The organism is Staphylococcus sp. EG-SA-2, from assembly GCF_017152085.1.
On record NZ_JACYHC010000090.1, the window covers coordinates 1 to 556 of the forward strand.

Annotated in this window: 1 protein-coding gene; it reads left to right on the forward strand. The window is 33.5% G+C overall.

Annotation, left to right across the window (positions count from 1 at the left end):
- Nucleotides 1-556 (forward strand): ABC transporter substrate-binding protein (locus IDG60_RS00755; RefSeq protein WP_241013317.1); only part of this gene is annotated, 556 nt, incomplete at both ends.

Genomic DNA, 556 nt, shown 5'->3' on the forward strand with positions numbered 1-556 from the left:
CGAATGATGCTACCGGTGCAATGGCAAAAGATGCTAAGTCATCTAATGCTGGTCTCAAGGTATTATCTGCGCCAAGCTTAGACTACGGTTTAATAGGATTCGTATCTCATGATTACGATAAAAAAGCTAATAAAACTGGTAAAGTGAGACCAAAATATGAAGACAAAGAATTACGTAAAGCAATGCTTTATGCAATTGATAGAGAAAAATGGATTAAAGCGTTTTTCAATGGTTACGCTAGTGAAATCAATAGTTTTGTACCATCTATGCATTGGATAGCAGCCAATCCTAAGGACCTAAATGATTACAAATATGATCCTGAAAAAGCTAAAAAAATCTTAGATAAGTTAGGTTATAAAGATAGAGATGGTGACGGATTTAGAGAAGATCCTAAAGGTAATAAATTTGAGATTAACTTTAAACATTATTCAGGTTCAAATCCTACTTTTGAACCAAGAACTGCTGCGATAAAAGATTTCTGGGAAAAAGTTGGCTTGAAAACAAATGTGAAGTTAGTAGAATTCGGTAAATATAATGAAGACTTAGCAAATGCATC